The following is a 25,055-nucleotide window of genomic DNA, read 5'->3' as shown; positions in this document are numbered from 1 at the left end:
CATCCACAGAAGTGACGATTGACTCGCTGATCTTGCGTGGCCGAAATCGAGCCTTAGACACGCAGGGAGGTGCCATCTTATTACAATACGCAACCCTCAAGCTTAATAATTGTAACCTAAATGGAAATGTCGCGATAAACGGCGGAGCCATTTATAATAAACAAGGCATCCTTAATTTAACAAACTGCTCGCTATCTTCGAACCGGGCGCGGGAAGCGGGCGGCGGCATTTACAATGGGTACGGCACGCTGAATCTGAACGACTGCCTTATCGATGGGAATTATATAACGGATGCATATGGCATCGGAGGCGGAATTTATAACGTGGGCGGTTCTGTTGAACTGAATAAGACCCACCTACGTGCTAATAGCGCGCAATATCGCGGAGGAGGCATATTTTCTGCCAGTGGAGCCATCGTCGGCAAGCAGTTGCTGATTGAAGAGAATACAGCAGAAACCAGTGGCGACGGAGGCATCGCCATCGGAGGAGGAGATTTTACGTTGGTGAATTCGGCCGTCATCAATAATGATGCCGATGCTGCCGGCGGAGGATACTTATCGCTCGACTCTTCCCCTTCCATCATGAGCAACGTAACCTTTGCCTTGAATACATCGGGTGGCTATGGAAGTGCGATATCAGCGATCGATGGCGGGCTCAAATTGTATAGTTGCACGATCGCTGAAAATGTCGGTTATGGGGCTAATTCCGTGGGCGTTTACAATCAAGGATTTATCACAGCCTATAATTCCATCATTGCGAATAACATTGGGTATGGCGGAGCAAGCGCCAACTATAACAACTCGCCCAGTGTTGTGATTGGAACGCATAATTTAATTAATGGAGCCCCCATGCTCGCGGCTCCGAGCTTCTACGGTAGTGAAACGATCACGATGCCACCGCTGCCGGGTTCGCCGGCCATTGATGGCGGATATAGCCGTGCAAATACCCTTGCTGTCGATCAACGCGATGCTCCGCGGATATCTGGAACCCATATCGATATAGGAGCGGTGGAAATCCAGCAACTGGTGGTGAATACTACTACCGATGAAAACGATGGTATTGCAACCTCCAACGTTTCCCTGCGCGATGCCGTCGACTATAACTCTGCGGTCGCCTTTTCAAAAATCACGTTCGATCCAGCGTTGCAGAATCAAACTATTCTGCTGACGAACGGACGGCTCGATGTAACTGAAAGCGTCACGATTGATGCCTCCGCCCTTCCCGGCGGCATGATCATCGATGGAAATGGAGTACTGAACAGCAATCGTATTTTCGGTATATACAGCAATACAACGAACCGGTTCGATTCACTCATTCTGAGCAACGGTTGGGCTCAGGGCGTAGGTAACGGTGGCGGTGCAATTTCCATCCTCCCAAATGCCGCCCTCACCCTCAACAACTCAACGCTCACCGGAAACTGGGGCAGCCTGGGTGGAGCCCTCTTAAATCAGGGTGACCTCATAATCAACAACTCTATTTTTAAGAACAATTCGGCTTCTTCCGGAGCCGGCCTGGCTCATTATGGGCCGACCAACACGGCCTCCCTGCTCATTCAGGATTCTCTGTTCACCAACAATTATGCCTATACCATAGGCGGCGGCCTTTATATCTACAGCGGCGATTCAACCCTCACCAACACGGTCATTTCAGACAACAGTGCAAATAATGCAATCGATATCCGCGGCGGCGGAGGTGTATTCATCCGCGAAGGCAGCCACAACCTGCAGGCCCTGCAGCTGGAAAATAATGCCGCCGTAACAGGCGGAGGAGGCCTCTATCTTGCGGATGGTTCGCTCGACATTTCTGATTCGGAGGTTGAAAACAACGCCGCGCGCAATGGCGGCGGGCTTTATCTTGCGGCAGGCAACCACGCCATCAGCAATACAGCCATCCATGTAAACACCGCCACGTTGGGAAATGGCGGCGGCATATATGCAGCAGCGGGTTCCGTGTCTGTCCGGAATTCAAGCGTTAATGGCAACCGGATCTCAAGCAGTTCAGGCGCAGGCGGTGGTATATACAGCGACTCCGCCGCCTTCACCATCGCAACCTCCACCGTCTCGCAGAATTTTACCGCCGGAGCAGGCGGTGGAATCTACCTGAATGCATCCCCGGGCTCACTCAACTTGACCCAAAGCACCTTAGCCGGAAACCACGCCTCACGCAAAGGCGGTGCGCTCTACTTGAACGCAGGTGCTTCAGACATCAGCAGCAGTACGGTCGCGCATAATCGGGCCACAATGGACGGCGGAGGTTTTTATTTACATACCGATACGCTGGAGTTGGATCATGTCACGATAGCGGATAACATTGCCGTCAGGCACGGCGGGGCGATCTATAATTCAAACGCAGTCCTCCGCGCTCAGCACACCACCATTGCCACAAACCGGGCTTATCAGGGTTATGGCGGCATCTACAATCTGGCCGGCACAACTGAACTGAATCATGTTCTGGCCGTCGGAAACTTGAACAGCAGCAATACCACCGTCGGGATTACCGGAAGCTATTCAGGCACTCATAATATTATCGACGGACCGGCCCTGCTGGCTCCGCTTGGAAACTATGGCGGTCTCACCGAAACGATGCCCCCGCTGATGGGTTCCTCCGCCATCGACACTGGAGTTGCCGATGAAAATACCCCCAACGAGGATCAGCGGGGTATGCCGCGTGTGATGCGAAGCGGCATGGCCGTTACACCGCGACTCGATATTGGCGCGGTCGAATTCAATGGCTGGCTGGTCGGTGAAGATCTTTCCCTGACCGACCCCGCATATTTACTGCCGGGCAGTATCTATGATGCTGCAACCGTCTTTCCTGTCGGCTTTGATCCCATCGCCGCCGGCATGCAGACCATACTGTCACCTTCCGGCCGGCAAAATCTAATTGCCCAGGGGGAATCCAATGTCACGGATAGCCCGGAAGTTTACGGGCTATATACCGAAGCTGCATTTCAGGCACTGGCGCTCGACCGGCCCTTCCTGACCTATAACGCCGCAAGCAACTCCTTCACGCTCTCCATCGGCATTCTGAAAACCCCGGACCTCATCAGCTCACCGTTCACCAACCTCACCGGATTCACCGCCACCCCCTATCCCGGCGATGGCCGGATTGACATCGAATTCACGGCCCCGAATGCCGATGCCCGTTTCTACGAAGTCTACGGTTCCGAACCACCCGGCCCGTAGAGACGGTGAAGTCGGGCATCGAAGCCGATGCCCCTCTATTTTATGCTATCCCCACTTCCCTTTGCCCATGTGGCCCTGCATTTCGGTCATCGCCAGCTTCATCTGCAGGTAGGACATTTTCAGGCACTGCTCGAACACGTTAACGCATCCCGGATCCAGCGCATCTTCGATACCGTCTTCACAGACCCGTTCAATCTGGCGCGCGAGATCAATCAGTTGCGCATGCAGGGCATTCGTATGACGCGAACGCTCAATCAATCCCGCCGCCTTTTCATCCAGTGCGGTGAATTTTTCAGCCGGAGCCCCGCATTTCGGGCAGGTATCGCAGACTTCATCCCCATCATGAATGTAACCGCATACTTCGCACTTCCATTTTTTCATTACGTCTCCTTGGTTAGTGTGCGGAAATCCTAAAACGAACAGAAAAATTTACAAGGTACCACCGGCACATTTCACTTTTTAAGACAAAATCTCATGTGCAATACTCGGCTCATGAAATTACAAACCGTCATACAGATCTTGGAAAATATCGCCCCGCTGAATCTGGCGGAAGAGTGGGATAACGTCGGACTGCTGATCCATCCGCTCAAACCGCGGAACGTGAAAAAAATCCTGCTGACGATCGACCTGACCGAAGCCGTCGCGGATGAAGCGATTGCAGGAAAAACAGACCTGATCATCGCTTATCACCCGATTCTCTTTCACGGTGCAAAACGGCTCTCTGCCGGAAATGCCTACGACCGCACCGTCATGAAGCTGATTCAGAAAAACATCGCGGTTTATTCTCCCCACACCGCACTGGATGCCGTAATCGGCGGTGTAAATGACTGGCTGGCCGATGGCGTAGGCGACGGCGACGTTTCGGTTCTCCACCCCTTGGAAAACTCCGATGCGGGCCAAGGGCGTCTGGTGGAGCTTAAAAAACCGGTGAAACTGAAAACGCTGACCGCGCGGATCAAAAAACACCTCGGGCTCAAATCGGTCCGGATCGCCTCTGCCGCTGAAGACACCCCGATTTCAACCGTTGCCCTCTGCGCCGGGGCCGGGACCGAAGCCTTCAAAGGCGTCAAAGCCGACTGCTACCTCACCGGGGAAATGAGCCACCATAACGTGCTGGCCGCCACGCTGGGCGGCTCTCATGTGATTCTGTGCGAACACACCAACACCGAACGGGGCTATCTTCCAACCTTTGGAAAAATCCTCAAAAAGGCACTGGAAGCCGGCGTGGACATCCAATGCTCGGAAATTGACGCCGATCCCATAATCATTGGATAATCTCGCGCAAAGACGCTAAGTCGCCAAGTATCCAATCCAACAAGCTTTGCACCTCTGCGCCTTTGCGCAATTTATTACCAATAATTGCTCCAAGAGGCTTGTTTGAAAAGGCGTATGAGGGTTTAATCCGCGCATTATTTTTCAGAAAGGGATGCTTTAATGAGTGAAGACAAGAAAAAATCAGCTTACGCCGAAGCCGGTGTAGATATCGATGTCATGATGGGCTCGCTGCAGAACATCAAAAAAGACGTGGCCTCCACCAATACCGAGGGTGTCGTCAGCGAAATCGGCTCCTTTGGCGGCCTGTTTAAATCGCCGGGCGAAGGCAGCCTGATCGTCAGCTCCGTCGATGGTGTCGGCACCAAACTGAAAGTCGCCAATATGGCCGGCATTCACAACACAGTCGGTCAGGATCTGGTGAATCACTGCACCAACGACATTCTCGTTCAGGGCGCCAAACCCCTCTTCTTCCTCGATTACCTCGGCACCGCCTCATTGGCTCCGGAAGTTTTCGAAGCAGTCGTCAGCGGCTTCTGCAAAGCCTGCCGCGAAAACGGCGCCGCCCTGCTCGGCGGAGAAACTGCTGAAATGCCCGGCCTCTATCCGGAAGGTGAATACGACCTTGTCGGCACCATCGTCGGTACCGTCGAGCGCGATAAAGTGATTACCGGCGAAAAAATTACCGAAGGCGATGTTTTGATCGGTCTGCCCTCCACTGGATTGCAGACCAACGGCTACTCCCTGGCCCGCAAAGTGATTTTTGAAAAAGCCGGCAAAAAGCTGGATGATATGGTTCCGGGCACGGACGTCACCTTCCAGGATGCGCTGCTGGCCATCCATTCCTCTTTTTTGCATCCCGTTATGGCGTTGCTCGAAAAGGTGGATGTGCACGGCATGGCGCATATTACCGGCGGCGGGCTTTACGACAACGTACCGCGGGTACTGCCCGAAACACTCGATGCCCGGTTTGACCGCTCCACCTGGGAAGTTCCGGCCATCTACAAATTCATCGAAGAAGAAGGCGATGTGGATCACGAAGAAATGTTCCGCGTCTTCAACATGGGCATCGGCTACGTCATCATGGTTGCTAAAGACGATGTCGATTCCACCCTCGAAATCCTGAAAGCCAGCAATCAGGAAGCCCTCATCATCGGCGAAGTTGTTCCAGGCTCCGGAAAATCGGTATTGATCAACTGATTCTTCCAATCTCTGGAAAAAGCAAAAGGCGTCCCGCAAAAGCGGCGGCGCCTTTTGCTTTTACCGGAAAACCCCAATCCGTTCTGCGTAGAATGTATCAGAAAATTAAATTTTCCGGATTTTCCGAACATAACGTCTGAATTTCTGTCGACACATTGGCGTTCGAAAATACGGAACCACAGCTCCGAGAATCACATTGCTAACCATAAACCGCATCATTCTGCCAGCCTATACATCCCTCCAGCCACGTTGCTGTTTCCGATAGACCGAAGGCGAAACCCCGGTTACCCGCTTAAAAATCTGAGTCAGATAATTATATGTGGCATACCCGCATGCTTCCGCAATTTCCTGCATAGACAGGTCTGTTTCGGCCAAAAGTTTTCGGGCTTTATCAATTCGCATCCGGCGTATTTCCTCCAATGGAGTTCGCCCGAATACCAGCTTAAACTTCCGCTCAAGCACACGACGTCCCATCGGCACCGCCTTCAGCACATCAGCAACACTAATTTCTTCATACGCGTGCTTCCGCATGAAATCCATCACCTCAACCAACCTGGGATCCGCCACAGCCACGGTATCGGTCGACAACCGGCTCTCCACCCCGCTGGGCGGAATATAGATCGGTTGCATCGACACCGTTTTCCCCTGCATCATCTCATGCAGCAGCTGCGCCGCTTTGTAGCCAGTCTGCTCGGCCGGTGTAACGATTCCGGAAAGTGCCGGATAACATGCTTCACACAGCAGCTCGTCAAAATCTCCACCCAGCACCGCCACATCATGCGGAACGGATATATTTTCATGCAAGCACGCATCAATAATATTACGCCCGATCGCTGCCCCCCAGGTCAGAATGCCCACCGGCTTCGGCAATGACACCAACCAGCTCCAAAGCTCCCTCTGAATCTCATCCGAAGCACGTGTTTCATCCTCAAGCGATATCGGGCAGGTCCGACAGGGAAACCCTTCGTCTGTCAGCACCCTTTCAAAAGCACATAGATGCCGTTCAACCACCGGCTGAACAACAGGACCTGCATAGGCAAAGTTTTTAAATCCCCGATCCATAAAATGCTGCATGGCCATCCGTGCCCCGGCCTTCGTATCCGTCGTAACGCGCGGCGAAAGAAAATCATGAATCTGCACCCCGGAAACATTAACCACCGGAAGACTGCTGTCTTTCAATTTACTCGCAATGCCCGGATTGGAGATACGCGCAATGACCCCATCGCCCTTCCATCCTGGAGGCAGGTCATGAATGCTTTCCCGGTCAGCAGCCTTAACCCATACATGCCATGGCCCATGTTCATGAACATAGGAGAGAATGCCACGAACCACTCGCCGCCCCCAGCCGGTTGCAGTATCAACCAGAATAGCAATGTTAGGAATATTTGAATTATGTGCCATGCATCTGTCTTTTCGCAGGAATCAAACCTTAATTCCAGTCCTACCGTCCTTTTTATTTCGCATCAAGACCACCAAGCCTCCTGTAATAAACGGAATCAGAATGCCCACCATGCGGTCTGTGATTCGCATATGGAAATGAACAATTTCGACCAATGACGCAATCAGTTCAACTCCTGTAAGGAGCAGGGCTCGCGCGGTCGCCCTCAGCCCGACCAAAGCGACCTTATTTTTTCAGGGACGGAAAGTTGAATTCCGGGTGTGGTGACGGGGTGCGGGACTTACGGATAATTGCATCCATTTCAGCCACAACCTCCGGATATAGACCCGCCAAATTGCGAGACTCGGTCGGATCGGTCGACAGATCATACAGCTCCAAGGTGGAATCAGGATCTTGAGTCACATTATAACGTACTGCTTTCCACTTGCCTTTGCGCAACGCAACGCGCCCGCCGCGTGCGTGAAACTCCCAATACAGGTTATCATGACGTTGCTGTCCCGGTTGATCCAGCAACGTCGGCAGTATGGAAATACCATCCGTCTTAACCGTAAGCGGGACCTTCACGATCTCCGCTACCGTCGGCAGGAAATCCCAAAATGCGGAAATATGGTCCGATTCCGAACCGGCCTTAATTTTCCCCGGCCAAGTTGCAATCATCGGCACCCGCACACCGCCTTCATAGAGATCACGCTTTTTACCACGAAATCCGCCAGTCGAATTAAAGTAGGCCGCATCGTGTCCACCTGTACTGTGCGCTCCGTTATCGGACGCGAATATCACCAGCGTATGCTGTGCAATGCCCAGCGTTTCAAGCTCAACCATCACTTCGCCGACATACGTGTCCATAATATCGACCATGGCCACAAACGCGGCGTGCCCTTCCGGCTGAGCGCAGTAATAACCTCCATCATACGAACTTTCCGGAAGATATTTCCCGCGGTATTTATTCATATACTCTTCCGGCGCGATCATATCCGCGTGCGGCTGCACGAGTGCATAATAAACAAAAAACGGGCGGTCCTTGTTTTCGCGAATGAAGTCCAACGTCTCTTTATGAATAAAGTCCGGCGCATAATCCTTGTGAAACGAACCGACATTTCCCCAGAGGAAATCGCGCTCGGTATCGCTCCAAAGCCATGCCGGATAATAGCTGTGCGCCATATACTGGCAATTATAGCCGTAAAAACGATCAAACCCGACGTTCAATGGATCACTTGTACTTCCCGGATATCCAAGCCCCCACTTTCCGAATATGCCGGTTCTATATCCGGCCTTCTTCAGATGCTCAGCCATGGTATACGTGCCTTTCAGCATCGGCATCTGCCCTTCCGGCGGACGCTCCAGATTACCGCGTACTGCGGCATACCCCTGATGCAGTCCCGTCAATAAAGAACATCGAGATGGCGCACAAACTGTACTGCCAGAATAGTGCTGCGTAAACGTCATCCCCTTCTCAGCGAGCGCATCGATATTCGGCGTCTGAAACTTTTTTTGCCCGTAACAGCTCAAATCCCCATATCCCAAATCATCTGCCAGAATATAAATAATGTTCGGCAATACAGTTGATTCATCAGTGCGCTCGGCGCAGACATTCGAAGCAAAAAAACCAACAGACAGGAAAATCAGAATGACCAACTTTTTCATAGCGTTTCTCAGCGGTTAGATGGTTGCGGAGGATTCGGTTCTGCGGATCAGAAAAAAGACGAGACCGGAGATACCAAACAGTACCAGAGAGAAGGTGAACAGCACTTTCCCTTCCGCACGGTTGAACAGAGCAAGAGCCGACATCATGATCCCGATCACCGCCAGGGTAACCACGACCATTTTGGCGGGCATATTGGAGGATTTCTGAGTTGGGACTTCATGAAAATCGGCTTTCGACTTCATAACGCGTTCCCATCCGGGGTGCTCATGTTTTTCAAATAGCTCCAGAATCACCAGCACAATGAATGGAACGAGAATTCCCACCATCAGATCAGAAATCCGCATATGTGCTCCCACAAATTCAATCAAGGGTTGCAGGAAGCCGACTCCGGTCAGGAAACCTCCGTTTGCGACACCGAATTTCACCAGTGCGGCCGCAGCAAATCCAATGAGGGTCGTTGCCCACACGGCTTTCATACCAATCTTTTTGGAAAACAAACCCCAGATGGTTGGTAAAACCAAGGGTCCGGTCAGCAAGGTGGTTAGATCAAGAATGAAGCGGGTATATCCGTAACGCGGGATCAACAGCGCCCCTGCAATGACCAGCATTCCCAGAACCACGGTGAACACCCGTCCGGTCGTAACCAGCTGCTTGTCCGTTGCAGATTTGTTGATCAGCCGCTGATACACCTCAGTCGTAAAGGCACCTGCAAAGACATTCAGCTGTGTGGTGGCCATACTCGCAGTGGCGGAGGCCATGGCCGCAACCATCAGGCCCATCATGCCGGCGGGAAGCACATACTGACAGGCAAGAATATAGGCCTGTTCCTGATCCACGCTCGGATTCAAAATCCGGAAAACCAGCGGGGGCATCATCCAGAAGATCGGGCTCACCAAATACATCACCCCGAAAATATACGCAGCCTTTTTGGCATCTTTGGCGGAAGGCACACAGGTATAGCGCTGTACAAACGCCCATTCGCCACCAATCTTGAAGAAGTGGATCACCACCCAACCGACAAGGAACCACCAAGTGAAATCCGAGGCCACCGGTGAGGTAAAGCCTTCGGGTGCCGCATCAATAAAGGCCCCCCAGCCACCGGCTTTCCCCAGGATCAGGGGAACGACAAAAATCACGGACACGGTCAAAATGACAAATTGGAGCACGTCGGTCATCAGTACCGCCCACAGTCCACCGGAAAAAGTGATCAGGATCACCATCACACAGATCGTGACCGAGGTGAAGGGAACGGACAGCTGTCCCGTGGCCGGATCTGCAAGGATGTGCCCCTCAGGTAGTGGCATGAGCGCGCAAACAATTTTCGCCAGCGCATATACCGCGCCCCCCATCCCGAAGATACCGATGATTCCCTGAAACCAAGTGTAGAACTGGACAATAGATCCTCCGAAACGCAACTGTAGAAATTCCGCCGCGGAGTTTACTCCAAGCTTGCGCCAGTATCCTGCCAGAAACCAGCCAACCAACAGCGCGGATATGCCATAACACATACTGATGGCAACGGCCACAAACCCGAACTTGTAGGCAATGCCCCCCCAGACGACAAAGGTGCCCGCTGAAAACATGGTCATGAAACCAGAGAGCCCCGAAACCCACCACGGGGACTGTCCGCCTGCGGCAAACATATCCTTGGAGTTCTTCATCTTTCCGGCAAAGACCATTCCGGAACCAACGATGCCGAGGATATATAAAACAATAACGATGTAATCGATGAGCGACATAAGCTCTATCCTGCCTTTATTTCCATCCGTTTAACCGATGGAGCAATCTTCCACAAATTGGATGCTACAAGCGAAATAAGTCCATCATCGGAAACGGGGCTTTCTCCTCGTACCAGAACAAATATTCAACCAACTCCTCAAGTTCCAAACTTAAACGGCCATCCTCTATATTCACAGAGGAAATCATTTCACTGCAAAGATACTTATCCGGAGCGCCGCTTACCGCCCAGCCGAATTGTTTAGACGACAGCAGAAAAAATCGATCACTGAAGATGTTCATTTTAATGTCGATCCGCTCACACTTCGTCTTTTGGTTAAGCGTGATACCCGACAAATTTTCCAAAACTGTACTGATATCTATCTGGCTCCATCCACTGATCAGTATGGGCAGGGAGAGACTGACTTAAGATTTAGGACCACGGGTTAATTTAGGTTTTGGCGCATGACTCCTCAAATGAGAAGGTAAAAGAGTTATGAAAATAACAGAACCGAAAGTCCGGCTCAGACTTCAGCCATATGAACGTTAAACCCGATGCTCTCGCAATCTTCGATCCGATCAATTTTCCCCGAAATCACTGTATCAGCAATAGCTGAAACAGCATTCCGCTCCGAAGAATAAAAATAATCTCATAACCCCATCCCCCACTGGCATATATTTTTAAGCAGAGATTTGAAAAGCAGGCCGCCAAGTCCTTTTTGTAATGCATCAGGGCTGAATATGAAAAAAGCGCCCTCCGAATGAACGGAGAACGCTTTATCAGAAAGCTGATCCGAAGATCAGCTGTCCGGATTTACCTTAGGCATTCAGACGAGCTTCGAGCTTGTCGAGCTGTTCCGTCATCTTCGCCGGCAGTTTGTCGCCCAACTTGGCGAGGTATGCACGAGCGTCAGCCACGGTCGCTTTGTAAGCATCCTTGTCGACCTTCATCAGTTTTTCCCAGGCATCAGCCGAAAGGTCCAGACCGTCGAGGTTGATGTCGCCATCTTCCGGCATCAGGCCGATCGCTGTTTCGCGGGCACCGACTTTTCCGTCTACACGGTCGCACATCCATTTCAGTACGCGGCTGTTTTCACCGAAGCCAGGCCAGATGAATCCATTTTCATCTTTCTGGAACCAGTTCACATAGAAAACCTTCGGAGCTTTGTCTCCGAGTTTTTCACCCATATCGAACCAATGCTGCATGTAGTCGCCGGCGTGGTAGCCGATGAACGGCGTCATGGCGAACGGGTCGAAGCGCAGGGAAACATTACCGAGGTCGAGCGCAGCAGCGGTCGGCTCGGAGGAAGCGGTTGCCCCCATGAATACGCCCTGTTCGAAGTCAAAGGCTTCGTGAACCAGCGGAACGGTGGAAGTACGTTTACCACCGAATACGAAGATATCAATCGGAACACCGGCCGGATCTTCCCAGTCCGGGCAGATCGACGGACAGTTTCTTGCAGGTGCCGTGAAGCGGCTGTTCGGGTGTGCACCCTTGAGCGGCTTGCCGTTTTCATCTTTCATGTCCGGCGTCCACGGGCGGTTCAGCCAATCCGTACCTTTTTCGATCGGCACATTCATGTCTTCCCACCAGACATCCAGATCCGGTGTCACAACCACGTTGGTATAGATGCAGTCTTTGTCGAGAGAGGCCATGGCCATCGGGTTGGTTTCTTTGGAAGTGAACGGAGCCACACCAAAGAAGCCGGCTTCCGGGTTGATGGCATACAGACGGCCGTCATCACCCTGTTTCATCCAGGCGATGTCATCACCGATCGTTTCCACTTTCCAGCCCGGTACGGTGGACTGCAGCATGGCGAGATTGGTTTTACCGCAGGCAGACGGGAACGCCGCAGCCACGTGATATTTTTTACCTTCCGGGCTGATGAAGCGCAGAATGAGCATGTGTTCAGCCATCCAGCCTTCACGGCCGGCCATGGCGGATGCAATACGCAGCGCCAGGCATTTCTTACCCAGCAGCGCGTTTCCACCGTATCCAGAACCGTAGGACCAGATCAGGTTTTCGTCGGGGAAATGGGCAATATATTTGTCTTCGATCGGGGCGCACGGCCAGCGGCAGTCTTTTTCGCCTTCGGCCAGCGGAGAACCTACGGAATGCAGACAGGGAATGAAGAAATCTTCTTTCTCAATCAAACGCAGAACTTCTGTAGAAACTCGCGTCATGATATGCATGTTCGTGACCACATAAGGCGAATCGGTGATTTCAATCGCATTCTTAGCAATCGGAGAACCGATCGGACCCATGGAGAACGGAATCACATACATTGTACGGCCTTTCATGCAGCCGGTGTAGAGTTCTGTCATGGTCTTTTTCAGCTCATTCGGGTCCACCCAGTTATTGGTCGGGCCGGAATCTTCTTCCTTAACGGAAGCAATGAAAGTACGGCTTTCAACACGGGCAACATCAGAAGGATCGGAGTTAAACGCATAAGAATTCGGGCGTTTTTCTTCATTCAGCTTGATCGCCATTCCTGTTTCAACCATCTCGGCCATCAGGCGGTCATATTCTTCTTTGGAACCGTCACACCATACCACCTGATCCGGTGTGCACATGGTTTCTACTTCAGCTACCCAGTCCAGCAGCTTCTGATTCGTTGTGGGAGCACTCATTTTGTAACCTCCTAAGTTATATTACACCCAATTTTCGGTAAAAGCGGAAATCATAAGCGACCAACGCTCAAAGTCAAATCAATCAGTAAAAAAATACCTATTGCGAGTAAGGAATAATATACAAAAAACCATCATATTATTCACGTTTGAATCACGCGCCGAATAACGGTTTTCAGCAGTTACCGCTTGTAAACAGCCAGCGAATTTTGGCTCTCTGTTTTCATGCGTACTGCAAAAGCCAGAGAATGGGAAAAGAAGTTAAAACATGTTTTCGATGAAATCGACCGCATTCTTGAAACTGAATATAGCGGATATTTTACACGGCATCCCAACCGCCCCCCCGAAGGCACAACTTCGAATCCCGAAATGGATGGCCTTATTAATGTCGGGGCCTCCTATTCCGCAGGATTCGGCTCTGAATTCGGTCCCGGCTACGTGGTAAGCATCCGCATTTCCACCCTCGGTCGCGTACCCGACACCGTCAAACAGGAGATGCGCGACAACGTACAGCACCTTCTTCAGGAAAAACTGCCGTCCGTTTTTCCTGAGAACCAACTGTTTGTCGATCAAGAGAAAAACCACCTCCGCATTCACGGAGATCTAAGTCTCGACTGAACAAAAAAAAAGCCGCTGCGTTAACAGCGGCGGCTTTCAATTCCCGGCATTGAATTATTCGCCGTCGAGGAACCCCTCGAGCTTCCGAATACGGGTCGGATGGCGCATTTTACGCAGTGCTTTCGCCTCAATCTGCCGAATACGTTCACGCGTTACGTTGAACTTCCGACCAACTTCTTCCAGCGTACGCGGATAACCATCCACCAAGCCGAAACGGAGCGTCAGCACTTCCTGCTCCCGGTCGGTTAACGTCATCAGCACATCACCGATTTTCTCTTTCAGCAGACTGAAAGCGGTCATTTCATCCGGTTTTTCGGCCGACTTATCCTCGATGAAATCACCGAAATGGGTATCGTCGGAATCTCCGATCGGGCTCTGCAGTGAAATCGGTTGCTGCGCAATTTTAAGAATAGCGCGAACACGTTCCACCGGCAGATCCATCTCATCCGCCAGCTCTTCCGGCGAGGCTTCGCGCCCGAACTCCTGAAGCAGCTGTTTCTGGATACGCATCAGCTTGTTGATGGTTTCAATCATGTGAACCGGAATACGGATCGTACGAGCCTGGTCGGCAATTGACCGGGTGATCGCCTGGCGAATCCACCACGTTGCATAGGTGGAGAATTTATACCCGCGACGGTACTCAAACTTTTCCACCGCTTTCATCAGGCCCATATTGCCTTCCTGAATCAGATCGAGGAACGAGAGGCCGCGGTTAGTATATTTTTTCGCAATCGAAATCACCAGACGCAGGTTGGCCTCAATCATTTCCGTTTTAGCTTTCAGACCCTTCCGGAGCCAGACCCGCAGGTCCGCATAGTGCTTTTCAAACTCCTTCTGCTCCATATTCAAATACGTTTCAAGCTCTTTGATCTCTTTGCGAACTGCACGCAAATCAGCATTTGCACTTTTTGCGCGGCTCTTTTTCAGGCGGTCCACTTCGCTGAGCAGATGCTCCATCTTGTGATGATATTTATCCACTTCAGGAACCACATCCTCAATGGCTTTCTGTTTGAAGTGCAGTTGCTTAAAATAATCCGAAAGCCGTCCCTGCGCCTTGTCGAAATTTTTCAAAGCTTTCTTTTCTTCAGGACTGCCCTTCTTCGCTTTGGTGTATTCCAGATAGTACTTCAGCTTCAGATCACTGTTCCGATCGATTCCCTTGAGTACTTTCGGCAGATCATTGAAATAGTCCTCACGGCACTCCACATGTTTATCGGAGATAATGCGGTCAAAACGCTCCTTACCCTGCTCCAGACGCTCAATGACACCGAGATAAGCATCTTTGGCACACCCCAGACGATTGAACATACTGGTGGTTGCAATTTCCGCCTCTTCGATCCGCATGGAGATTTCCACCTCCTGCTCACGCGTCAGCAACGGCACCTGACCCATCTGCTTAAGGTACATTCTGACCGGGTCGTCCAGCACATCCGAACGTGCACTCTGTTTGTCAGCCTGTTCTTTTTCGAGCCGTGCCTGATATTCTTCAACATCATCCTGCTTGATAATGTCGATTTCCATACTTTGGAGAAGCCCCACAATTTTATCGATGTCTTCGACAACAACCAGATCTTCCGGAAAGGCTTCATTGATATCTTCAAAGGTCAGAAAGCCATGTTCAGAGGCCAGCGCCATCAGTTCTTTGATGCGGTCATTGCGCTCTTCGCGATCCATCAGAGAAACACCGCCCGCCGTGGCCTCATCAACAGCAGCAACCGTGGCGGCAACTCTCTGCTCCTGCGTTTTCGGCACTTCAGCAACCACAGGTTTCGATTCCGCCGCTTCGGTTTTTTTCACCGCTTTCTTTTTTGCCGGTGCTTTTTTCGCAGCCGTTTTTTTTGCCGGGGCCTTCTTTGCAGCTTTTTTTGCCGGAGTCAGCTTTGAGCCGGGAGCGGCGGCTTTCTTCGAAACTTTGATCGGTTTGGTTGTTTCCTTTTCGGACGCGGGCTTATTGGAGTTTTTTGTGGTGTCAGCAGTTTTATTCGCAGAGGTCTTCTTTTTCGAAACAGCCATGTTGATCCTTATTTATAAAAGTATACAGTCCACCTATTATAGTGAAGAAAGCGAGTAATTAACAGCAACACCGACCCCGGCGTCAATGTTAACCTTCATAATTTTCAGCATGAGCCTGCCGGTTTATTCGCTTGAAGAATTTCCCCGCAACAAACACTATTTGCCGAATGAAATTCACATTCCGATCATATCCTGCCCACCCCTGGATTGCCAACTGGTCGATTGAGCCGCGCGACTGCAGTGCCAGCTACCGCTCGAGCAGTTCCGGCCGTTTTTTCCGAACTCAGGAAACCCCCGGCCGCATTACCGCCAATACCGACGTCCCGGAATGGACCCTGCACATGGATCTTCCGAACAACTGCCGCATCAATCTGCTGTTCAACGGATTCTGCGCTTACCAAAACCGGAAAAACAAAAGAGCCGGCATCGAAATTCTTTCTCCGGAACCGGGGGTCGTCTGGGGACATTTCGAAGGTATTCCATCACCGACTCTGCGATCCGATCTTCCGATAACTCAGGAAGACCGCTTCCAATGGCTTGAAATCGGAGATGACCTTGTTTTACTGGCAGTACAAAACCAGCAGTTCTGTCTGATCACCAAATCACATCTGCGCCCTGAAGCAGAGCGTATTGCAAAGCAGTACCTTTCTGAAGATTTTGATGCCGCCATTCTGAGTGAGTTTCAGCAACGCTCCGGCGCATCAGCCCTTTTCGAAGAGATGCAGCATCACGATGCGCTGGCCGTCATCAGCGCCGAATCCATGTTTAAAGCACTGCGTCCTCCCGAGGGCAGCATTCCTCTCCACTGGTGTCAGGCCTCCTTCTCCGATCATCTGATGATGGATATCAACGAAATCCCGGCATTGACCCGCGCCTGGACCCTGATCGATCCCGAAATGGCTGAAGAACTTATGCTCTGTGCTCTGAAAATTCAGACCAGCGCAGGAGCCATTGCCGTGAATTATGCCCCGCACACGACCCACTCGACTTTGGAAGCGCCCAAACCGCTGCTAGCCCAGACCGCCGAAACCGTTTGGAGCATCCGAAACAATGATGATTTTCTAAAAGCCGTTATCCCTCTGATCCGCCGGCATATTCAATGGTTGCTGCACCACTTCGACCCCAAACGAACCGGTATTCACTGCTGGAAGCATTCTGCCGAGAGCCTCTCCCCCAAGCTGTATGAATCCGATTTGGCAACCGTCGATTTATCCACTCTGCTGCTTTGTGAAATCGATGCCCTGAACCGGATGCGGAAGGCATCTTCCATCCACGCATCCGAGGCTGTTTTTTTTGAAACCGAACGAACCGCTCTCGAAAACAACCTGATGAACCGCTTCTGGAATCCGCAAGAAAATGCATTCACCCGGGCCGTGTTGCGGGATAAGGAAGGAACGCTGCGCGGATTTCCAGCATTCACCCCGCTTCTCTGGCCCGACCTTTCGGATACCTATAAAACCCATGTGATCGAACGTGTACACGAATCCGGAAAACTCCCCGGCGGCCTCAGCGTCCTGACCTGGCGCAAATCAGCTATGGACGACGATTCCTTCCCGCTGTTACAGCAGTTGCTGGTTTTTCAGGCCCTGAAAACAGCAGACCCAAACGGTCAGCTGCTCAACGATTTTTCACGCATCACGTTACAAGGTTTTGTGGAATGGCACGGGCTGGTTATCGAGCAGGAAAAATGCTTACCAATCAATCCCGTCCTCGGGGCCTTCATCATGAATGTACAGGCGATCCGGCAATACCGCTATCACGCCAAAGGCGCCATTACCGGGTATTTCTTCAAAATGATGCGCAAAGTCAAAGCCGACCGCTTCGACCTGATCGTTATTGCCGCCACCCTCTTCGCCATTGTCAGCGTCCGCCTGATCTACAGCGTCCTGAACGCACCTCCGCCCCTTGAAATGCTCGAAGCCCAGATGACCAGTGCCTATGTAGAAAGAGACATTGAAGGCACACTGTCCAGCTGTATGGCCATCATAAAATATTTTCCCGATGATGCTGACAATGCCATGCTCCTTGCCGCCAACCTATCCATCCTGCAGGAACAATATACCGAGGCCTCCGCACTTTACGAAAAGGTCCGCAAAAAATATCCGGACAGTCCTGGAGCCATGATCGGCCTCGGCCTGGCCTATCAGCTGCAGGGCCGCTTTAAGGAAGCTGATCAGAATTATTATGAGTTCTGCTACATCTTCGAAGAAGTATTCCCCTCACTGGTCGATCAGATCAACAGCTTCCGCCAACTGATGGCGGAGGGGTTTAAGGCACCTCCAAAATGGCGGGATATTTATGGATATCAGCTGATGCATGAACTAGAGTAACGCGCATTATCTGTTCAGAAAGGTTCTACCATGAAATTGAAAGCATTCATTTTTTCAGCCCTGGCGCTTCTCATGCTCTCCGGCTGTAAAGACCCGGAAAGCAAAGCCAACGGAAAAAAGGCCGACCCGGCCTTTATGTTCTGGTGCTTCCGCAAGGAAATCGTCTCCGCCGCTTATCACATTCCCGATATGAAAACACCGGCGGAAGCCTCCTACATTCAGAACCGCCTCAAATCCATCCCCGGCTACGAAGGAAGCACATATGACCTGTCAACCCAGACTATGACGATCAGATACCAAAGCAGTACCATCCGGAAAATGAATTTTGAAGAAGCCATTGCTCTAGCCGGTTTCGCGGTAAACCACCGCCCCGCCAATCCCCACACTAAAATCCCTGCAGGAGTCAAATAACCATGAAAATTTCCGTATCCTCAGCCCCGCTGACCGACATCAAAAAAGATGCCGTCATTCTTTTTTTCCAGGAATTGGAAAACCTGCTTCCCGCCGGAAACACCAAGCTTGCTAAACAGGTTGACGCCCTCGTAAAAACATCGCCCTTCAAAGGAAAAGCCGGCCAGACCGCTGTTTTTCCAATGAATGGAAAACAGATCATTGTTACCGGCATCGGAGAGCCCGGACGGTTTCATCACGCCCTGCTCGAACAGGCGGCCGCTGCCGCCGTACGCACCGGAAAAGCCGCCGGCCTGAAATCCTTTGCCATGGCATCCACCATCAAGCTCAAGGGCCTTTCCGAATCCGACTACCACCTTCTCGCCGGCCGCGGAGCCGCCTGGGGAACCTACTCCTATGACATCAATAAATCCGATGCAAAAAAAGCCCCGGCCTGCTCCCTGGCTTTCTGCGGAAAAGTAAAATCGCGCAACGCCATCAAAACCGCTGAAGCACAGGGCGAGGCGCTCGTTTCCACGGCAGATGTCGCCAATATGCCGGGCAATCAAGCCACCCCCGAATCCATTGCCGACTGGGCGAAGAAAATGGCCAAAGAAACCGGCCTCGGCTGCCGGATTATGAACACAGCCGCGCTGGAGAAAAAAGGGTGTGGCGGAATCCTCGGCGTTTCCCAGGGCAGTGCCAAAGAACCGCGCATGATCATACTCGAACACAAGGGCACGGACACGAAAGCCAAACCCATCGTGCTCGTGGGCAAAACGCTCACCTTCGATTCCGGCGGTATTTCACTGAAACCCGGAAAAGGCATGGGCTGGATGCGTTACGATAAATGCGGCGGCATGGCTGTGCTGGCCGCCATGCAGATGATCGGAAAAATAAAACCCGCAACCCCCGTCATCGGAATTCTGGGTGCCGCCGAAAACATGCCCGGTTCCAACGCCATCCGTCCGGGGGATATTCTCACCGCCTACAAAGGAAAAACCGTTGAAGTACTCAACACCGATGCCGAAGGCCGGCTGGTTCTCATGGATGCCCTCGGCTTGGCTGCGGATTATAAACCACAGGCCATTGTCGATCTCGCCACGCTCACCGGGGCCTGCATCGTAGCCCTCGGCTCATCCGCCTCGGCCATTCTCGGAAACGATCAGAAACTGGTCGACACACTGATTAAAAACGGCGAACTCGCGGGCGAACGTCTCTGGCAGCTGCCGCTCTATAAAGAATATACGGACGATATGAAATCCGACTTTGCCGATTTATCCAACCTCAGCAAATCCGGTGGAGCCGGTACGGCGACAGCGGCAGCGTTTCTGCAGGAATTCGTTCCGGACGACATTCCGTGGGCGCATCTCGACATTGCCGGTACGGCCTGGCTGGAATCGCCCAAGCCCTATCAAGCTCCGGGAGCCACCTTATTCGGCGCCCGGCTGCTGGCACAATGGCTGGTCGCTCTGGACTAATCCCCGGCCCCAAACCGCAGCCAACGCAGTGCGTGAGTGAACCCCGAGGTTCGTATATATCTGTTCCAAATATTTGCCAACCGTTCGGGGCGAAATACGTAGCACCTCGGCAATTTCACGATTGCTTTTTCCGGTAGTGAGTAATTCGGCCACCTGATATTGCCGTCTGGTTAATGGACTGAGCATGTTTTGCAAAACCGCCCCTCTTTCTGAGGACGCTTCAGTCGTCATTCTATTTTGACCCGATAAAGCGCACTGAAATTTGACCCAGCGCAGCTGCTTCCAGCATTTCCATGCAATTTGAATATGCGGAGTAATCAACGCCGCCATAGCAACATCAGCGGCGGCGTAAGCGGAATCTCTGGAAAAAGCAATACCGATCCGTTCCTCATGGTCGCCCCCCCCATCCAGATCTGGTCCTCAATACCAATGGGCTTATATACCTCATTATAAAGATGGGTTATGCAGGAACATTCAGCAGGAGCGCTCAGGGCTCAGACACAACCCAGATGACAGACTTCGAATACCCCTTCACCGTCACGAACGGGGCAATGATTGCCATCGACACCCTGCTTAGCAACTCATCCAGTGCAGGAAAATGGATCAGCGGCAATTCGGGGCAAGCCTACGGCGGCACCATGGCCGGTACGTGTGCCGTTGGAAATGGCGGATTCGTGATCGCCCCGGACTTTACGGACAGCCGAGTGGAGTATACCATGGAAATCATTTCCGGAAACGGCACCTTCCTGCCCTGCGGCGACAACACCCCGTCCGAAGCAGAACCCGCCGGAACCATAAGCCCCGGCAAAAACCCCGGTGACGTGAACCTGGTGCTCGCCGGCGAAGAGGGCATCACCTATCAGGTTGAAACCTCCACCAATCTGACCGACTGGACCACCTGGTTTTATCTGACAGGAAAAGGCGATTCCTCCGAACACGCCATCGATCCATCCGGAACCAATGCCTGCTTCTATCGCATAACCACGCTCAAGAAATAGCCGCACACAGTTGACACGCGCGTTGGGTCGAATACCATTCGTGCCATGGAATTGGACTGGCATACACTTAGCACATTCGGCAGCTATTCAGCAGCCGCACTGTTATGCATTCTTGGATTTGTGCTTTCCTGCCTTTCTCTATCCGGAACCTGGTTGGTGCTGACGGCCACAGGCCTGGTAGCCTGGTCGCGCTGGCCCGGGTTTCCCGGCCCGGGAACCCTGATTCTTTTTATCGTGCTCTGCATCGGTGTTGAGGTGCTCGAGGCCTTCGCCGGTGCATGGGGGGTGCAGAAACGCGGCGGCTCCAAAGCCACCGGATGGGCCGCGGTCGGCGGCGGTTTCCTGGGCATGATCCTCGGCGGCTTTATCCCGCTTCCAATCCTTGGAAATCTCATGGGGATGTTTGCCGGAAGTTTCGGGCTCGCCTTTCTTGTTGAACATAATCGCATCAAAAAAGCGAATCATGCCGCCCACGTGGCAACCGGAGCTGTACTTGCCCGCCTGGGCGTCATTTTTCTCAAAGTCGGCATCACCATTTTCATGACCCTCTTTCTGGCCTTCGGCATCGCTCTGACAACAAAATGAAAAAAATTGCTTACTACATCACGGCCCATGGCTACGGACACGGGGCCCGCTCCTGCGACATTCTGAATGCCCTGAAAAGCGCCGCACCGGAAGTTCCAATCCTTGTAAAAACCGACCTGCCCGTGGAATTCATGAAAAGCCGCCTGCTTCCCGGCATCGAACTGCGTCCCGGCGCCTTTGATGTCGGCCTGATTCAGAACGATTCCATACAGGTCGATCTCGAGGCCTCCATTCAGGCCCTGACTGAGCTTTACAGCCGTGAAGAGGAGCTGATTCAACAGGAGCGACGCTTTCTCCGCGATGAAAATATCAGCACCGTGGTGGCCGATATCCCGGCCATTCCCCTTGCCGCGGCACAACAGGAACAGCTTCCAAATATTGGATGCAGCAACTTCGGCTGGAACTGGATCTATTCCGAGTTTGCGGAGATCGACAAACGCTGGCAGGTCTTTGTGGATAAGTTTGCCCAAGTCTACAGCCGAACCGATCTTCTGCTCAGACAGCCGTTCTCCGAACCCATGGACGCTTTTCCCAAGAAAATCGACCTCCCACTGCTCGCCAAACCCGGAACGCCGCAACGCAACCGGATCGCCCGGGCTGCCGGAGCCGACCCCGCCAAGCCCTGGGTCCTGCTCTCCTTCACCTCCCTCAACCTCGACCTCCCGGCCCTGAAAAAAATTTCACACCTTCGAAGGTGTGAAATATTCACTGTTGAACCGCTCGACTGGAGTCCGGCGGGCATACACTGTCTGACGCGAGATCTCGTCCGCTTTGCCGATATTGTGGCGTCGGTGGATGTTGTGGTGACCAAACCCGGCTTCGGGATCGTTTCGGAATGCATTGCCAACAACAAACCGATCATCTATTCCGACCGAAAAAACTTCCTCGAATATCCGGTGCTGGTCGAAGCCATCGAACGGTATTGCCGCCACGCCTTTATCCCTAATGCCGAACTTTATTCCGGCGACCTCGAACGCGCCCTCATCGATGCGGAAAGCGCTCCGGAACCACCGGAAAAAATGCCGGGCGGCGGTGCCGAATCTGCCGCAGACCATATTCTGAGATTTGCCGGAAAGACGTCTATTTCCATTGACTGAACGGATGCTTCGAAAGATAGCCGTTAAAATACCGCTCATCTTCAGAAACTTCTTCTCCGGCCCAGACCGGTTTTTCAAAGTGCTGGGTTTCAGATTCCAGCTCCACCTCCGCCATCACCAGCCCGGCATTCAATCCCTCGAACACGTCGAGTTCCCAGGTAAGCCCGTCATGCTCAATATAGTGACGCGTCTTTTCCACCAGCTGCTCGCAGAGCATCAGCATATAATTGGCGTCGGCGAGATCGATTTCGTACTCAAATTCCATGCGCGAAAATCCATCCGTTGCACCCTTCACCGTCAGAAATCCCTGATCGCCCATCACGCGGACGCGGACCGTTTTTTTCGGATCCGTAACCAGATAACCCTGCCGGCAGATGCTGGATTCAACGACGGAACTTTTCCAAGCGTCGGAAACCACCAGAAACTTACGTTCAATTTCAACGGCCATTTTTAAAACACCTTTGTAAGTCGTGTGCTGTCCGGAATCATCTCTTCTTTCAGCATATCAAACAAACGCTGCGCAATCGGACCGGGTTTCCCGTCGCCGACGGGATTACCTTCAAAATCAATGACCGGCGTAATATTCGGCGTGGTTCCATAGACATGCATTTCTGCAGCGGAACGAACCGCCCCGAGATTGATCGGCCGGAATTCGGCAGTGGTCAATACGCGCTCGGCTTTCAGCTGCTGTGCAAATTCCATGGCCCGGCGCGCAGTAGTGCCGGCCAGCACCCGGTCGGGCGGCGGCATAAACAGCTCTTTGCCCCGTGTAACGATCCCGAAGTTTTCGGTGGCGCCTTCCGCAAGAAAACGGTTTTCATCCAGCGCAACCGTGAAGTCAACGCCCATATCCACCGCTTCTTTTTTCATAAGTACATTGGGCAGATAGTTGCAGGTTTTAACCTGCGCAAAGATCCCCGGTTTGATCGGCACCTTACTCAGCCGAACGCTGACGCCCTCCGGAAGCCGGTCAATTTTTGCGCCCTGCATTTCGTATACAACAATGTAAAGCTCCGGCCCGGCACAGGAATAGGGATTGACCCCCATCGTACCGACTCCCCGTGAGAGTAATAAACGCACAAGCGCATTGGGCTGACCGCCCGCGCGTACTGTCTGCACTATGATCTGCCCCATTTCATCGAAGCTGACCGGAAGCGCAATACCGAGAACTCCACACGATTTTTCCAGCCGTTCCAGATGATCCTGCAAATTGTAAAGACGCCCGCCGACACACTTGAACGATTCAAATACGCCGTCGCCCCGATGTACCATATGATCATCCACCGGAACCGTCATCATCGATGGATCCGTCACAATACAGTCGGTGACCGAAGAATACATGGCATAGAGTTTTTTCTCCCGTTTCGGAAGACGGGCAATCCATTCTTCGCGGTTGACGACAGGTTTTACGAATGATTCTGACATGATGCTCCTTAAATTTGAAACAGATGATCATTGCTTAAATCGCTGCAAATTGGAATTAATTTCAAACATCGCCAATGGGAACATTGTGCTAAATAAAAATAAATGGGGATTTTCGTTATGAAAGACATTATCAAGAAACGGGTACTTGTAACCGGAGGAGCCGGCTTTCTGGGATCTTTTCTCTGTGAACGGCTGCTAGACGAAGGGTGCGATGTCATCTGTATGGATAATTTCTTCACCGGACGAAAAGCCAACATTGCGCATCTGATGGGCAATCCGTATTTTGAACTGATGCGTCACGATGTGACGTTTCCTTTTTATGTTGAGGTCGACGAAATCTACAACCTCGCCTGCCCCGCCTCACCGGTTCACTATCAGTTTGACCCCGTACAGACCACAAAAACCAGCGTTCACGGGGCCATCAATGTACTCGGACTGGCCAAACGTCTGAAAGCCAAGGTGTTTCAGGCATCAACTTCAGAAGTCTACGGCGACCCCGATGTCCACCCGCAGCCGGAATCCTACTGGGGCCACGTCAACCCTATCGGCATCCGCTCCTGCTACGATGAAGGAAAACGCTGCGCCGAAACCCTCTTTTTTGATTACTGGCGCCAACACAACCTGCGCATTAAAGTGGTCCGCATCTTCAACACCTATGGTCCGCGCATGCATCCGCACGACGGCCGGGTGGTTTCCAACTTTATCATGCAGGCCCTGCGTGGTGAGGATATCACGATTTACGGCGACGGAACACAGACCCGCTCGTTCTGTTATGTTTCCGACCTGATTGAGGGCTGGATCCGTCTGATGAACTCTCCGGACGATGTCACCGGCCCCATCAATATCGGAAATCCCGGTGAATTCACCATGATTGAACTGGCGGAAAATGTGATCGAGCTGACCGGCTCATCCTCAAAACTGGTGTATGAGCCCCTGCCTGCCGACGACCCGAAACAGCGCAAACCCGATATCACACTGGCCAAAGAAAAACTCGGCTGGGAACCGAATGTACCTCTGCGTGAAGGCCTCGCCAAAACCATCGAATATTTCGACGGCCTGCTGAAGCAGTAAAC

General features: G+C 52.2%; 21 protein-coding genes. 11 read left to right on the top strand and 10 right to left on the bottom strand.

Going from position 1 to position 25,055, the window contains the following annotated elements:
- The first annotated feature begins 323 nt into the window (after window positions 1–323).
- On the top strand, window positions 324–3,185 hold the full coding sequence (locus tag P9H32_RS17645; protein ID WP_322610243.1) for a choice-of-anchor Q domain-containing protein: 2,862 nt from the start codon (window positions 324–326) through the stop codon (window positions 3,183–3,185).
- Between the two features lie 45 nt (window positions 3,186–3,230).
- On the opposite strand, the gene P9H32_RS17640 is transcribed toward P9H32_RS17645, so the two are convergent.
- Window positions 3,231–3,566, bottom strand: a complete 336-nt coding sequence (locus P9H32_RS17640; RefSeq protein WP_322610242.1) for a rubredoxin-like domain-containing protein — start codon at window positions 3,564–3,566, stop codon at window positions 3,231–3,233.
- Between the two features lie 111 nt (window positions 3,567–3,677).
- Between P9H32_RS17640 and P9H32_RS17635 the strand changes: the two genes are divergently transcribed.
- Both P9H32_RS17635 and purM read left to right on the top strand, forming a co-directional pair.
- Window positions 3,678–4,460: a Nif3-like dinuclear metal center hexameric protein gene (locus P9H32_RS17635; protein ID WP_322610241.1), complete on the top strand. Its 783-nt coding sequence runs from the start codon at window positions 3,678–3,680 to the stop codon at window positions 4,458–4,460.
- A gap of 159 nt (window positions 4,461–4,619) precedes the next feature.
- Window positions 4,620–5,657: a phosphoribosylformylglycinamidine cyclo-ligase gene (gene purM / locus P9H32_RS17630; protein ID WP_322610240.1), complete on the top strand. Its 1,038-nt coding sequence runs from the start codon at window positions 4,620–4,622 to the stop codon at window positions 5,655–5,657.
- A gap of 228 nt (window positions 5,658–5,885) precedes the next feature.
- On the opposite strand, the gene P9H32_RS17625 is transcribed toward purM, so the two are convergent.
- From P9H32_RS17625 to P9H32_RS17605, 5 genes are all read right to left on the bottom strand, one after another.
- Entirely contained in the window at window positions 5,886–7,058 is a 1,173-nt protein-coding gene (locus P9H32_RS17625; protein WP_322610239.1) for an AraC family transcriptional regulator, read from the bottom strand.
- 223 nt (window positions 7,059–7,281) lie between these two features.
- Window positions 7,282–8,700 carry an arylsulfatase gene (locus tag P9H32_RS17620; RefSeq protein WP_322610238.1) on the bottom strand — a complete coding sequence of 473 codons (1,419 nt, stop codon included), beginning with the start codon at window positions 8,698–8,700 and terminating at the stop codon, window positions 7,282–7,284.
- A 15-nt stretch (window positions 8,701–8,715) separates the two neighbouring features.
- Window positions 8,716–10,440, bottom strand: coding sequence for a sodium:solute symporter family transporter (locus tag P9H32_RS17615; RefSeq protein WP_322610237.1), 1,725 nt, complete (start codon window positions 10,438–10,440; stop codon window positions 8,716–8,718).
- A 64-nt stretch (window positions 10,441–10,504) separates the two neighbouring features.
- Window positions 10,505–10,720 (bottom strand): hypothetical protein, encoded by a 216-nt coding sequence (locus P9H32_RS17610; RefSeq protein WP_322610236.1) that lies wholly within the window; start codon window positions 10,718–10,720, stop codon window positions 10,505–10,507.
- Between the two features lie 516 nt (window positions 10,721–11,236).
- Complete coding sequence (locus tag P9H32_RS17605) at window positions 11,237–13,048, bottom strand: phosphoenolpyruvate carboxykinase (GTP) (protein ID WP_322610235.1); 1,812 nt, start codon at window positions 13,046–13,048, stop codon at window positions 11,237–11,239.
- A 222-nt stretch (window positions 13,049–13,270) separates the two neighbouring features.
- Between P9H32_RS17605 and P9H32_RS17600 the strand changes: the two genes are divergently transcribed.
- Window positions 13,271–13,663 carry a hypothetical protein gene (locus P9H32_RS17600; RefSeq protein ID WP_322610234.1) on the top strand — a complete coding sequence of 131 codons (393 nt, stop codon included), beginning with the start codon at window positions 13,271–13,273 and terminating at the stop codon, window positions 13,661–13,663.
- 54 nt (window positions 13,664–13,717) lie between these two features.
- On the opposite strand, the gene rpoD is transcribed toward P9H32_RS17600, so the two are convergent.
- Entirely contained in the window at window positions 13,718–15,676 is a 1,959-nt protein-coding gene (rpoD, locus tag P9H32_RS17595; RefSeq protein WP_322610233.1) for an RNA polymerase sigma factor RpoD, read from the bottom strand.
- 167 nt (window positions 15,677–15,843) lie between these two features.
- Between rpoD and P9H32_RS17590 the strand changes: the two genes are divergently transcribed.
- Genes P9H32_RS17590 through P9H32_RS17580 form a run of 3 tightly spaced genes read left to right on the top strand, consistent with a single transcriptional unit; the run spans window position 15,844 to window position 19,877 of the window.
- Window positions 15,844–18,006 carry a tetratricopeptide repeat protein gene (locus P9H32_RS17590; RefSeq protein WP_322610232.1) on the top strand — a complete coding sequence of 721 codons (2,163 nt, stop codon included), beginning with the start codon at window positions 15,844–15,846 and terminating at the stop codon, window positions 18,004–18,006.
- Between the two features lie 30 nt (window positions 18,007–18,036).
- Window positions 18,037–18,417, top strand: a complete 381-nt coding sequence (locus tag P9H32_RS17585; protein ID WP_322610231.1) for a heavy-metal-associated domain-containing protein — start codon at window positions 18,037–18,039, stop codon at window positions 18,415–18,417.
- A gap of 2 nt (window positions 18,418–18,419) precedes the next feature.
- On the top strand, window positions 18,420–19,877 hold the full coding sequence (locus tag P9H32_RS17580; RefSeq protein WP_322610230.1) for a leucyl aminopeptidase family protein: 1,458 nt from the start codon (window positions 18,420–18,422) through the stop codon (window positions 19,875–19,877).
- Here P9H32_RS17580 and P9H32_RS18195 read toward each other — a convergent pair.
- Window positions 19,830–20,063, bottom strand: coding sequence for a response regulator transcription factor (locus tag P9H32_RS18195; RefSeq protein WP_431311708.1), 234 nt, complete (start codon window positions 20,061–20,063; stop codon window positions 19,830–19,832). The genes P9H32_RS17580 and P9H32_RS18195 overlap by 48 nt on opposite strands.
- Before the next feature lie 323 nt (window positions 20,064–20,386).
- Here P9H32_RS18195 and P9H32_RS17575 point away from each other — a divergent pair, with 323 nt between their 5' ends.
- The 3 genes from P9H32_RS17575 to P9H32_RS17565 are packed head-to-tail and all read left to right on the top strand — an operon-like array spanning window position 20,387 to window position 22,557.
- Window positions 20,387–20,875, top strand: a complete 489-nt coding sequence (locus P9H32_RS17575; RefSeq protein ID WP_322610229.1) for a hypothetical protein — start codon at window positions 20,387–20,389, stop codon at window positions 20,873–20,875.
- A gap of 45 nt (window positions 20,876–20,920) precedes the next feature.
- Window positions 20,921–21,460, top strand: coding sequence for a DUF456 domain-containing protein (locus tag P9H32_RS17570; RefSeq protein WP_322610228.1), 540 nt, complete (start codon window positions 20,921–20,923; stop codon window positions 21,458–21,460).
- A complete protein-coding gene (locus P9H32_RS17565) occupies window positions 21,457–22,557 on the top strand; it encodes a hypothetical protein (protein WP_322610227.1) in 1,101 nt (366 codons plus the stop codon). The genes P9H32_RS17570 and P9H32_RS17565 overlap by 4 nt, the downstream gene beginning before the upstream one ends.
- On the opposite strand, the gene P9H32_RS17560 is transcribed toward P9H32_RS17565, so the two are convergent.
- Together P9H32_RS17560 and P9H32_RS17555 are read right to left on the bottom strand one after the other, a co-directional pair.
- On the bottom strand, window positions 22,541–23,005 hold the full coding sequence (locus P9H32_RS17560) for a CYTH domain-containing protein (RefSeq protein ID WP_322610226.1): 465 nt from the start codon (window positions 23,003–23,005) through the stop codon (window positions 22,541–22,543). The genes P9H32_RS17565 and P9H32_RS17560 overlap by 17 nt on opposite strands.
- 2 nt (window positions 23,006–23,007) lie before the next feature.
- The gene (locus P9H32_RS17555; RefSeq protein ID WP_322610225.1) at window positions 23,008–23,982 is read right to left on the bottom strand and encodes an aminotransferase class IV; all 975 of its coding nucleotides are present in this window, start codon (window positions 23,980–23,982) and stop codon (window positions 23,008–23,010) included.
- A gap of 117 nt (window positions 23,983–24,099) precedes the next feature.
- On the opposite strand from P9H32_RS17555, the gene P9H32_RS17550 reads away from it, so the two are divergent.
- Window positions 24,100–25,053, top strand: a complete 954-nt coding sequence (locus tag P9H32_RS17550) for a UDP-glucuronic acid decarboxylase family protein (RefSeq protein WP_322610224.1) — start codon at window positions 24,100–24,102, stop codon at window positions 25,051–25,053.
- The last annotated feature ends 2 nt before the right edge of the window (window positions 25,054–25,055 follow it).

Origin of the sequence: Pontiella agarivorans (assembly GCF_034531395.1) — a bacterium.
Lineage (GTDB): Bacteria > Verrucomicrobiota > Kiritimatiellia > Kiritimatiellales > Pontiellaceae > Pontiella > Pontiella agarivorans.
This window is presented reverse-complemented; position numbering and strand designations above follow the sequence as displayed.

Coding starts and splice junctions, on each gene's coding strand:
- P9H32_RS17640 (WP_322610242.1), bottom strand. CDS start 3,566: ATGAAAAAATGGAAGTGCGAAGTATGCGGTTACATTCATGATGGGGAT.
- P9H32_RS17635 (WP_322610241.1), top strand. CDS start 3,678: ATGAAATTACAAACCGTCATACAGATCTTGGAAAATATCGCCCCGCTG.
- purM (WP_322610240.1), top strand. CDS start 4,620: ATGAGTGAAGACAAGAAAAAATCAGCTTACGCCGAAGCCGGTGTAGAT.
- P9H32_RS17625 (WP_322610239.1), bottom strand. CDS start 7,058: ATGGCACATAATTCAAATATTCCTAACATTGCTATTCTGGTTGATACT.
- P9H32_RS17620 (WP_322610238.1), bottom strand. CDS start 8,700: ATGAAAAAGTTGGTCATTCTGATTTTCCTGTCTGTTGGTTTTTTTGCT.
- P9H32_RS17615 (WP_322610237.1), bottom strand. CDS start 10,440: ATGTCGCTCATCGATTACATCGTTATTGTTTTATATATCCTCGGCATC.
- P9H32_RS17610 (WP_322610236.1), bottom strand. CDS start 10,720: ATGAACATCTTCAGTGATCGATTTTTTCTGCTGTCGTCTAAACAATTC.
- P9H32_RS17605 (WP_322610235.1), bottom strand. CDS start 13,048: ATGAGTGCTCCCACAACGAATCAGAAGCTGCTGGACTGGGTAGCTGAA.
- P9H32_RS17600 (WP_322610234.1), top strand. CDS start 13,271: ATGCGTACTGCAAAAGCCAGAGAATGGGAAAAGAAGTTAAAACATGTT.
- rpoD (WP_322610233.1), bottom strand. CDS start 15,676: ATGGCTGTTTCGAAAAAGAAGACCTCTGCGAATAAAACTGCTGACACC.
- P9H32_RS17590 (WP_322610232.1), top strand. CDS start 15,844: ATGAAATTCACATTCCGATCATATCCTGCCCACCCCTGGATTGCCAAC.
- P9H32_RS17585 (WP_322610231.1), top strand. CDS start 18,037: ATGAAATTGAAAGCATTCATTTTTTCAGCCCTGGCGCTTCTCATGCTC.
- P9H32_RS17580 (WP_322610230.1), top strand. CDS start 18,420: ATGAAAATTTCCGTATCCTCAGCCCCGCTGACCGACATCAAAAAAGAT.
- P9H32_RS18195 (WP_431311708.1), bottom strand. CDS start 20,063: ATGCTCAGTCCATTAACCAGACGGCAATATCAGGTGGCCGAATTACTC.
- P9H32_RS17575 (WP_322610229.1), top strand. CDS start 20,387: ATGACAGACTTCGAATACCCCTTCACCGTCACGAACGGGGCAATGATT.
- P9H32_RS17570 (WP_322610228.1), top strand. CDS start 20,921: ATGGAATTGGACTGGCATACACTTAGCACATTCGGCAGCTATTCAGCA.
- P9H32_RS17565 (WP_322610227.1), top strand. CDS start 21,457: ATGAAAAAAATTGCTTACTACATCACGGCCCATGGCTACGGACACGGG.
- P9H32_RS17560 (WP_322610226.1), bottom strand. CDS start 23,005: ATGGCCGTTGAAATTGAACGTAAGTTTCTGGTGGTTTCCGACGCTTGG.
- P9H32_RS17555 (WP_322610225.1), bottom strand. CDS start 23,982: ATGTCAGAATCATTCGTAAAACCTGTCGTCAACCGCGAAGAATGGATT.
- P9H32_RS17550 (WP_322610224.1), top strand. CDS start 24,100: ATGAAAGACATTATCAAGAAACGGGTACTTGTAACCGGAGGAGCCGGC.